10 protein-coding genes are annotated in these 9367 nt (G+C 70.5%); 4 read left to right on the top strand and 6 right to left on the bottom strand.

The annotated features are described in order from the left end of the window. Positions 1-51: 51 nt before the first annotated feature. On the bottom strand, positions 52-711 hold the full coding sequence (locus T398_RS01620) for a response regulator transcription factor (RefSeq protein WP_496443762.1): 660 nt from the start codon (positions 709-711) through the stop codon (positions 52-54). Between the two features lie 95 nt (positions 712-806). Here T398_RS01620 and T398_RS01625 point away from each other — a divergent pair, with 95 nt between their 5' ends. Together T398_RS01625 and T398_RS01630 are read left to right on the top strand one after the other, a co-directional pair. Then, entirely contained in the window at positions 807-1937 is a 1131-nt protein-coding gene (locus tag T398_RS01625; RefSeq protein WP_496443764.1) for a LolA family protein, read from the top strand. Between the two features lie 272 nt (positions 1938-2209). Continuing rightward, on the top strand, positions 2210-4495 hold the full coding sequence (locus T398_RS01630) for a HelD family protein (protein ID WP_496443766.1): 2286 nt from the start codon (positions 2210-2212) through the stop codon (positions 4493-4495). A 101-nt stretch (positions 4496-4596) separates the two neighbouring features. Here the strand turns inward: T398_RS01630 and T398_RS01635 are convergent, their stop codons facing one another. Further along, entirely contained in the window at positions 4597-5004 is a 408-nt protein-coding gene (locus T398_RS01635; protein ID WP_496443768.1) for a hypothetical protein, read from the bottom strand. Between the two features lie 271 nt (positions 5005-5275). Here T398_RS01635 and T398_RS01640 point away from each other — a divergent pair, with 271 nt between their 5' ends. Then, entirely contained in the window at positions 5276-5614 is a 339-nt protein-coding gene (locus T398_RS01640; RefSeq protein WP_496444077.1) for a hypothetical protein, read from the top strand. Between the two features lie 81 nt (positions 5615-5695). Here T398_RS01640 and T398_RS01645 read toward each other — a convergent pair whose 3' ends face one another. From T398_RS01645 to T398_RS01655, 3 genes are all read right to left on the bottom strand, one after another. Continuing rightward, entirely contained in the window at positions 5696-6652 is a 957-nt protein-coding gene (locus tag T398_RS01645) for a sporulation protein (protein WP_496443770.1), read from the bottom strand. Positions 6653-6848: 196 nt separating this feature from the next. Beyond that, positions 6849-7064, bottom strand: coding sequence for a DUF397 domain-containing protein (locus tag T398_RS01650; protein ID WP_018214707.1), 216 nt, complete (start codon positions 7062-7064; stop codon positions 6849-6851). Then, positions 7061-7933: a helix-turn-helix domain-containing protein gene (locus T398_RS01655; protein ID WP_026322330.1), complete on the bottom strand. Its 873-nt coding sequence runs from the start codon at positions 7931-7933 to the stop codon at positions 7061-7063. The genes T398_RS01650 and T398_RS01655 overlap by 4 nt, the downstream gene beginning before the upstream one ends. A gap of 445 nt (positions 7934-8378) precedes the next feature. On the opposite strand from T398_RS01655, the gene T398_RS01660 reads away from it, so the two are divergent. Then, the gene (locus T398_RS01660; RefSeq protein ID WP_018725433.1) at positions 8379-8630 is read left to right on the top strand and encodes a DivIVA domain-containing protein; all 252 of its coding nucleotides are present in this window, start codon (positions 8379-8381) and stop codon (positions 8628-8630) included. Between the two features lie 44 nt (positions 8631-8674). On the opposite strand, the gene T398_RS01665 is transcribed toward T398_RS01660, so the two are convergent. After that, positions 8675-9367: Ig-like domain-containing protein (locus T398_RS01665; protein WP_496443774.1), on the bottom strand; the 693-nt coding region annotated here is incomplete at its 5' end.

Raw genomic sequence — 9367 nt, forward strand, 5'->3', positions numbered from 1 at the left:
CGGGGGCGGCGGTGCCGGGGCGGGGACGATCGGCGGGGGCGGCGGGTTCGGTCATGCGGTGACGAGGCGGTAGCCGGCCCCGCGGACGGTCTCCAGGCGGTCTCGGCCGAGCTTGCGGCGCAGGTAGCCCACGTACACCTCCACCGCGTTCGGGGCGGTCTCGATGCTGGCGTCCCAGACGTGGTCCAGGAGTTCGATTTTGGAGACCACCGTGCCGGGCCGGCGCATCAGGTAGTCGAGCAGGGCGTACTCCCGGCCGGTCAGGGCCACCTCGACGCCGTCGCGGGTCACCCGCCGCCGGGCCGGGTCCAGCCGGAGGTCCCCCACAGCCAGCACGGCCGGCCGCTCCGGTGCGCCGCGGCGCAGCAGGGCGCGTAGCCGGGCCAGCAGCACCACGTACGAGAAGGGCTTGGTGAGGTAGTCGTCGGCCCCGCAGTCCAGCCCGTCGGCCTGGTCGTACTCGCCGTCCTTGGCGGAAAGCATGAGCACCGGCAGCCAGCGCCGCTCGGCCCGCAGCCGGCGGACCACCTCGTAGCCGGAGAGGCCGGGCAGCATCACGTCGAGGACCATCGCGTCGTACTCGCCGTGCCGGGCCGCCTCCAGTCCGGCCGGCCCGGTCGAGGCCAGGTCCACCGCGAACCCTTCTGCCTGCAGCCCCCGGTGTAGCGCGGCCGCCAGCCGCGCCTCGTCCTCCACCACCAGCAGTCGCACGGGTCAAGGGTGCCATCGGGCCACCCGCGCCGGAAACGCCGTCCTCAGCGTCCGCACAGGGTGTGTCCGGCAGGATGGTCGGCAGGAGGTGCCCGATGTCCGTTCTGACAAGCCGTCCCGCCTTACGGTGGCTGGTCCCGGTGGCCGCCGTCGTGACCGTCATCGGCGGCGGCGCCGCGCTGGGCCGGTTCGCCGCCGAAGCCGAGCCGAGCCTGCCGCCCCGATCCGCCGCCCAGCTTCTGGTCGATCTCCAGACCGCCCGCTTCGAGGGTCTGTCCGGCACCGTCGTGCAGCGGGCCGACCTCGGTCTACCGCCGATCGCCGGGTTGCTCGCCGAGGACGGTCCGGCCAGCCTGCTGACCGGCTCCCACACGTTGCGGGTCTGGCACTCCGGGCCGGACCAGCAGCGGATCGCCTTCGTGGACACGCTCGGGCAGCGAGACTTCATCCGCAACGGACGGGACGTGTGGCTGTGGAACAGCCGCACGAACACGGCTACCCACCGGGTGCTACCCAAGGGCGAGGAGGTGGCGAACCCACCGGAGGTGCCGACGACGCCGCAGGAGGCCGCCGCGCAGGCCCTCGCCGCGGTTGATCCGACGACCGAGGTGAGCGTCGGGCGGTCGGCGACGGTCGCCGGCCGGGACGCCTACGAGCTGGTGCTCGCACCCCGGGACGCCGCCTCCCTGGTGCACCAGGTCCGGATCGCCATCGACGCGACCGAGCACCTGCCGCTGCGGTTCGAGGTCTTCGCCGAGGGTGGGGATCCTCCGGCGTTCGAGCTGGCGTTCACCCAGATCGACTATGGGCGGCCGGATGCCGACCAGTTCACCTTCAACCCGCCGCCGGGGGTTCAGGTCACCGAGCAGAAGGACGGCTGGGAGCACCCCGAGGCGGCGAAGCACCCCGAGGCGGCGAAGCACCCCGAGCAGCCGACGCAGCCGGGACCGACCAACGACGGCGGGCAGCCCGGCCTGCGTACCGTCGGCACGGGCTGGGCCACGGTTTTCGTCGCGGAGGTCGACGCGGTGGCGCGTCCCACCGCTGCCGCCGACGAGGCGCCCGACCTGGACCTGCTGGCCGGTCAGTTGCCGGCGGTCCAGGGTGACTGGGGCAGCGGTCGACTGTTCCGCAGCAAGCTGGTGACGGCGCTGCTCACCGACGACGGCCAACTGGTCGTGGGGGCGGTCGCTCCGGAGCGACTGTACGAGGTGGCCCGGGGCTGACGTTTCGTCGCCGACAAGCCGGGGCCCGCACGTCGTGCGGGCCCCGGCTTGCTGTCGCCCACGCCCTGGAGTTGTTGTTGGCCACGCCCGGTCTGCCGCCGAATCACCATGGGCACCCCCGGCGGTCGCGCCGCCCGGTATCCTGACCAGTTCAGGGAACAAAAAAAGAACGGCCCATAGCCGTTCCTTCGGGCAAGGGTAGCGAATTGCGAGATGGCTTGTCAAGCAACTCCGGCGTTTCACCGCACTCCGGCGGTCCCGCCGATTCGCCGATGAACGACGACGAGCTCGGCCAGGAGCAGGAGTACGTCTCGATGCTCTACGGCCGGCTGGACGCGCTGCGGGAGCAGGCCGCCCACCGGCTGGCCGAACAGCTCCGGGCGACCGGTGGCACCCTCCAGGCCCGCTCCCAACGCGACAACGCGGTACGGATGTACGGCGAGCAGGTGGAGCAGTACTCGGCGGTCGAGCAGGGCCTGTGCTTCGGCCGACTGGACACCGACGACGGCGGCCGGCAATACATCGGCCGGATCGGCATCTTCGACACCGACGGCGACTACGACCCGCTACTGATCGACTGGCGCGCCCCGGCGGCACGCGCCTTCTACCTCGCCACCGCCGCCAACCCGCAGGGCGTCCACCGACGACGGCACCTGCGGACCCGGCAACGCAAGGTGACCGGCCTCAACGACGAGGTGCTCGACCTCGCTGCCGCCTCCCCCACCGACCACGAGGAGCTGACCGGCGAGGCGGCGCTGCTCGCGGCCCTCACCGCCGGCCGTACCGGCCGGATGCGGGACATCGTCGAGACCATCCAGGCCGAGCAGGACACGGTCATCCGGGCCGAGCTGCCGGGCACGCTGGTGGTGCAGGGCGGTCCGGGCACCGGCAAGACCGCGGTGGCGCTACACCGGGCGGCCTACCTGCTCTACACGCACCGGCGGGAACTCGCCACCCGGGGCGTGCTGCTGGTCGGGCCGAACGCGACCTTCCTGCGCTACATCTCCCAGGTGCTGCCCGCCCTGGCCGAGACCGGTGTGTTGCTGCGTACCCAGGCTGATCTCTTCCCCGGGGTCACCGCGCACCGTACCGAGGCGGCCGAGACCGCCGCGCTGAAGGGCCGCGCGGTGCTGGTGGATGTCCTCGCCGCCGCGGTCCGGGACCGGCAGTGGGTGCCGGAGGAACCGCTGGAGATCGAGCAGCCGCAGCGGGAGATCCTGCAGCTGTACCCGGAGACCGTCCGGGCCGCGCGGGACCGGGCCCGCCGGTCCGGTCGGCCCCACAACCTCGCCCGGGCGGTCTTCGATGTCGAGGTCGTGCACGCGCTCGCCGCGCAGGTGGCCGAGCGCATCGGCGCCGACCCGCTGGGTGGGGAGAACCTGCTCGAGGAGGCCGACCGCGCCGAGATCCGCCGGGAACTGCGGGACGACCCGGAGGTACGGGCGGCGCTGGACCAGTTGTGGCCGCTGCTCACCCCGCAGCAGTTGCTCGCCGACCTGTACGCCGACCCGGTGCGGATCGCCACCGCCGCGCCGATGCTGACCGAGGCCGAGCAGGCCCTGCTGCACCGCCAGCCGGGTGGTTGGACGCCAGCTGACGTGCCGCTGCTGGACGAGGCGGCCGAGCTGCTCGGCGAGGACGACCGCGCCGCCGCGGCCCGCCGGGAGCGGCTGCGGACCCTGCAGCGGGAGTACGCCGAGGGGGTGCTGGAGATCGCCCGGGGCTCCCGGTCCATCGACGTGGAGGACGAGGCGGACGGTGGCGAGATCCTCGGCGTCACCGACCTGCTCGACGCCGACCGGCTGGTGGAGCGGCAGGAGGAGGGGGACCGGCTGACCACCGCGCAGCGGGCCGCCGCCGACCGGAGCTGGGCGTTCGGCCACATCATCGTGGATGAGGCGCAGGAGCTGTCGCCGATGGCGTGGCGGCTGCTGATGCGCCGCTGCCCCAGCCGGTCGATGACCATCGTCGGTGATGTGGCGCAGACCGGCGCGTTGGCGGGCACCGCGTCCTGGGCCGACGCCCTCGAACCGTACGTGGCGCGGCGGTGGCGGCTGGCGGAGCTGGCGGTCAGCTACCGCACCCCCGCCGAGATCATGGCGGTCGCCGCGGAGGTGCTCGCCCAGATCGACCCGACGCTGCGCCCACCTCGGTCGGTCCGGTCCACCGGCGTGCCGCCGACCGATCGGGCGGTGGCGCCGCAGCGGCTGGCGGCGGAGCTGGTGGACGCGGCGACCGCGATGGCAGCGTCCCGCACCGACGGCCGGCTCGGGGTGATCGTGCCGGCCGCCCGCGTCGCCGACCTGGGTGCCGCCCTGGCGGATGCCATTCCGGAGGCCACCATCGGTGAGCAGCCCGACCTGAAGAGTCGTACCGTCCTGCTCACCGTCGCCCAGGCCAAGGGGTTGGAGTTCGACGCGGTCCTGGTGGTTGATCCCGACGGGATAGTCGCGGAGTCCGCTCGCGGTCGTAACGACCTGTATGTGGCGCTGACCCGTGCCACCCAACGGCTGACGATTCTGCGCCCCACCTCCGGACCGCCCCGCACCCGGCCTTGACCGGTGCGTCGGCCTTGACCGGCGCCTCGGCCTCGACCGGGTCTCCCGCCCGGCCGACCGACGGCCTGGCCCGAACCGGGCCAGGCCGTCGGAGCGGGCTGTCAGTCGTCGGAGAGGTTCGCCGCGTGCACGCCGGGACCGGCCGCGTCGCTCGTGGAGCCGGCGGTCGGGGTGCTCAGGCCGCCGGTGGTGGCGTCCCCCGTCGTGGTCGGGGCGACCCGGCCCCGGTGCCGTTCCGGTTGCCGGGCCACCCGGCGAACACTGGCCGGGCCGGCGGTCCCGCCGGTCGTCGTGATCGCGCCCTGGCCCCGGGTCGGGCCACCGTCGCGCAGCACCTGCGGGTCGATCCGGTTGTGCGCCGGGTCGCCCGGGTCCGCGTCCTGGATCACCCGCTGCACGTCGGTCTGCGGCACGGTCACCTCGTCCAGGACTCCCTCGCCGTACTGGTCGCCGGCGATCCGTTCCTCGGCCCGCCGGGCGGCCTCGTTCCGTGTGTCGTCGGTGCGCATGTCGCATCACCTCGCAGACTCGTCGGAAGTCTCCTTGGGTTCCCGCCCCCGGTCCTACCAAACCCGCCGGTGTGGCTGGGACGGGTTACTGCCCCCGGCTGGTCGGGTAGACCCAGGGTGCCCCCGCCACGAACCGCGCCGTGCCGAGACGCGGTAGCGGGGTGAGGGACCGCAGGTACTCATCAAATCCGAGGAGGACCAGATGAGCACGCAGGCTGCATCCACCAGGCCGCAGAACCGGCCGTCGGCGGACGCCCAGGACCGGGAGCGCATGCGGGAGGTCCAGAACCGGGACCGCTTGCAGGACGCCCCGACCCGCCCGATGCGGGCGATGGACAACGGGCACCGGGAGCAGATGTCCGCTCCGGATACGGAGACGAAGAACTCGTTCCTGACCACCGAGTTCTGGGTCTATGCCGGCGCGGTCGTCCTGGTGGTGATCTCCGCCTTCTGGCGTGGGTCGGGCACCAACGGCTTGAATATCAACGATCCAACGTTGGCGTGGTGGTTCCTCTCCGCCCTGACCGCCGCGTACCTGATCAGTCGGGGGTTGGCGAAGGCCGGCTCGGATCGCCGTCTCGCCAATGAGCGGGGCATGGCCCGGCGGTAGCCGATAGCGACGAAAGGGTGCCCGCCGGGATCAATGTCCCCGGCGGGCACCCTTTGCCTGGATGACTGTTCGAAGTCTGGGCTACTCGTCGAAGCCGAAGTCCTCGGCGAAGTCCCCTTCCATCGCGTCCTCGATCATCTCACCGGCGATCATGCCGCCGGCCACCCCGAGCGCGGCACCGGCGATCATGCCGCCCATGCCCATGCCCATCCCCCGCTGGCCGTGCTGCTGCGGGACGCCGAAGCCCTGCGCCCGCAGGCTGCCGTAACGGGAGGTCGTCTCGCGCAGCCACCCGTCCACCACCTGCATCCAGTCCACCCGGTCGGCGTCCTGGTGGGCGACCTGGTAGCGGCCGAAAACGTCCTGCCCGGAGGTGAAGAAGCCGCCGCGCTTGTCGCACTCCAGGATCACGTCGACACCGTGCGGGTTGGTGACGAACGTGAGCTCCACCTCGGTGATCGTCTGCGCGTACTGCGGGGAGGCGAAGAACTCGATCTCCTGGTAGAACGGCAGCGTCTGCTGCACCCCGTAGAGGGAACCGCGCTCCAGGTCGGCGTTCTTGAACCGGAAACCGAGCCGGGTGAACGCCTCCAGGATGCGCTCGTGCACCGGCAGCGGGTGCACGTTGACCTGGTCCAGGTCGCTCTTGTCCACGGCCCGGGCGATCGCCAGCTCGGTCCGCAGCCCCATCGTCATGCCGTGCAGGCGCTGGCCGTACACGTCGGTGATCGGGGTCTCCCACGGCACCGGCAGCTGGAACGGGATCGACAGCTGCTGCTTGGGAGCCAGTTGCAGCGGCCCGGAGACCGGCATCCGCTGGAACTCCATGAGCCCCGCGTACTCGGTGTCGTGGCCCTCGATCTCAACTCGGGTGACCAGGCCGACGACAATCTGCTCGATGGCCGCCGGCGAGTCCCCGCCGATCAGGTTGACCTGGCCGTCGAGGGCCAGGCCGGGCCGGGTGTTGGGGTTCGTGAGGACGGTGTCCACGCTGGGTCCGCCTACGCCTAACGCGCTCAACATTTTCTTGAAGACCATCGGAACTCCCGCTGGGTCTGGTGTCGCACTCTCCTGGAGCCGACGGTGACGGTGTGCACCGTACCGGATGCTGTCGAGAGGCCGTCGTAAGTCTCCCACCAGCGCCGGGTCGGCCACCACCTCCGCCGGACACTCCCGTTGCTGTGGACGCTACCCGGCGCCGGCCACCACACCACCGGTCCGGCTCGCCGACAAGCTAGGCGAAATCGAACTCGCCGTCGCGCACGCCCCCGACGAACGCCGCCCACTCCTCAGCCGTATAGATAATCGTGGCCGCCTCGGGGGCCTTGCTGTGCCGCACCGCCACCCGCCCCGACCCGTCCAGCAACGGCCCCGCCTCGACGCAGTTGCCGCCGTGGTCCGGGCTCCTGGTGCTGATATGCCAAGCAACGTCGGGCATGGTGTCGCTCATGACAACTCCTCCGCAAGGGCAGAAATCAGCCTCGCCGACTCGCGCACGGTGAGTGCGGCCTCCCGGAGGCGATCGTACGCGCGGACATATCGCAACGCCTTGTCCGACTCCATGAAGAGCCGTCCACCGAGCGTCTCGGCATGCGCGACGTCGGTGTAGGGCGGAGGCATCTTGAAGAGCCAGAACGTGCCGTCCAAGCCCGCATGCAAACCGAGGCCTGTGGACAGGACGCGAATCTCGACCGTCGGCTTCCTCAGCGCCTGCACTAGGTGGTCGAGCTGGGCCGCCATGACCTGCCGGCTCATCACCGGACGCCGTAGGGCCGACTCCTCGACGATCACGGCGATTCTCGTGCCGGTGGGCTGGTCCAACAGGCGCTGCCGGTCCATCCGGAGCTGAACCCACTTCCGGATCTGCACCTCGCTGGTGGAGCTGGCCTCCGCGTTCCGGATCACCGCCTCGGCGTAGTCCCGGGTTTGCAGAAGGCCGGGTATGAGCAAGGAGGCGTACGTGCACACCTGCTCCGCTTTCGACTCCAGCCAGGGAAAATCAATGAATGAAGTGTCATAGATCGTCTGGTCGAAGTCGTTGTCCCAGCGATCAACCCGCCAGGCATCCTGCGCAAGCTGGATGATCCGCGTTCGTTCCCGCTCATCGTAGACCCCGTAGAGATCCAAGAGTTCCACGACGAGATCTCGACGGAAAGGCCACTCGGCTCGCTCGTACCGTGCCAGCGACGAGAAGTCCCGCTCCAGGAACTGGGCGACGTACTTGAGCGTCAGGCCACGTCGCTCGCGCAGCTCCCGCATCTGTTGGCCGAGCCACTGCGCCCGAAGCGTCCGTACGAAGGCTTCTCTCTTGACGGCCATGCTCACCTCTCCACGCATCCTGCCGAAATGGATCCGTTGGTGTCGTTGCACCAATGCCGAGGCCACTGGAAATGTGGCCTTCGGGTGAGGGTGATCACCGGCCCCCGGGGACGCCCGGTGCAAGCACGGCAACCGCGGCTGTGCCAACAGCCGAGAAGGTGACGAGAGACGGCCTGGCGTGTGGCAGACGCATACCGGCTCTCGTCGGGTCTCAACATGGAGCCGCGATTAGCGCGCATTCCGGCTCCGACCGACTTGACGAATACCTATCACGGAAAGGCGGGTCTCCGCGACCCTGCCTCGCCGCGAACTGACACCACCCACCGGCAGCCCGGTGGCCGTACCGCCAAGGAGGGCTGCGGTCGTCGGGCGGGGCGGCCCTGCGCCGGAAATGTCCCCTCCGACCGGGGCCGCCCCTTCCAACACCAACGAAGGGAACCGATCAATGCGTCACGGCACCGTCTACAGCGGCACCGAGCAACTCCATCCCCGCCTCGTCCGCGAACGGAACTTCGCCACGGTGGGCCTCGGCCGGCGCGGCCTTGACCCCCAGGAGGTACGACACTTCCTGCACCGGGTCGCGCACGAGCTGGCCACGCTGCGACAGGAGGTGGTTCGGCTCCACGACGAGAACACCCGGATCAAACGGGCGCTGCGCGACTGGCAGAGCGCCCAGGCCCGACGACGCACGCCCTGACCGGCCCAGTCGGGCCCCCAATCCACGCTCGACAGACCGTACCTCTAGATCATCTTTATGCCTCTGGTATCGCGGTTCTTAACGCCCGCTACCAGGGCCGCGCCAGTGAGGGTGAGCAGGAACCCGACCGCGAGCATGGTGGGAAGGCTGGCGCCGGTCACTGGGAGGATGGGCTTTCGGACTGTGGCTGTCGCTGGGTCGGACGTGGAGACTGGACAATTGCCGTCACCGTTGTAGCGCGCCTGGATGCTGCGTTTGCCAGGTGTCAGACGGTTGACCGTGAGGTTTGCGGTGGCGGTGGGACTGCCGGACAGTGGTTCAGTACCCATGATCTTCGTGCCCTCCAGGAAGGTCACGGTCCCCGTGGGGGCGCTGGCGGTGCAGGTCACGGTAGCGGTAAGAGTGACGGGTTGATCCGGTTCCGGATTCGGCGGGGACACCTGCAGGGTCGTGGTTGAGTTCGACGGGACGATAGCCAGACTGTGAAAGCCGCCGCCGGCGACGGCGGCGACCGTGACACCGGTCGGCACGTCCACCGCAACAGGGGTGCTACTGCTGGTGGTGGTCCCATCACCCAACTGGCCCAAGGCGTTGGAACCCCAGGCCAGCACAGCACCGGTGGAGCTCAACGCCAAACTGTGGACGGATCCAGCGGCGACGGCGGTGATTGTGGTGCCGTCGGGCACATCCACCGCAACAGGAGTGCTACTGCTGACGGTCGTCCCATCACCCAACTG

It is taken from the genome of Salinispora goodfellowii (assembly GCF_059570675.1).

Excerpts from the sequence above, each read along its gene's own strand:
- T398_RS01635 (WP_496443768.1), bottom strand. The coding sequence starts at position 5,004 with ATGCGCACCGACGACACACGGAACGAGGCCGCCCGGCGGGCCGAGGAA.
- T398_RS01660 (WP_018725433.1), top strand. The coding sequence starts at position 8,379 with ATGCGTCACGGCACCGTCTACAGCGGCACCGAGCAACTCCATCCCCGC.
- T398_RS01640 (WP_496444077.1), top strand. The coding sequence starts at position 5,276 with ATGCGGGAGGTCCAGAACCGGGACCGCTTGCAGGACGCCCCGACCCGC.
- T398_RS01645 (WP_496443770.1), bottom strand. The coding sequence starts at position 6,652 with ATGGTCTTCAAGAAAATGTTGAGCGCGTTAGGCGTAGGCGGACCCAGC.
- T398_RS01630 (WP_496443766.1), top strand. The coding sequence starts at position 2,210 with ATGAACGACGACGAGCTCGGCCAGGAGCAGGAGTACGTCTCGATGCTC.
- T398_RS01625 (WP_496443764.1), top strand. The coding sequence starts at position 807 with ATGTCCGTTCTGACAAGCCGTCCCGCCTTACGGTGGCTGGTCCCGGTG.
- T398_RS01655 (WP_026322330.1), bottom strand. The coding sequence starts at position 7,933 with ATGGCCGTCAAGAGAGAAGCCTTCGTACGGACGCTTCGGGCGCAGTGG.
- T398_RS01650 (WP_018214707.1), bottom strand. The coding sequence starts at position 7,064 with ATGAGCGACACCATGCCCGACGTTGCTTGGCATATCAGCACCAGGAGC.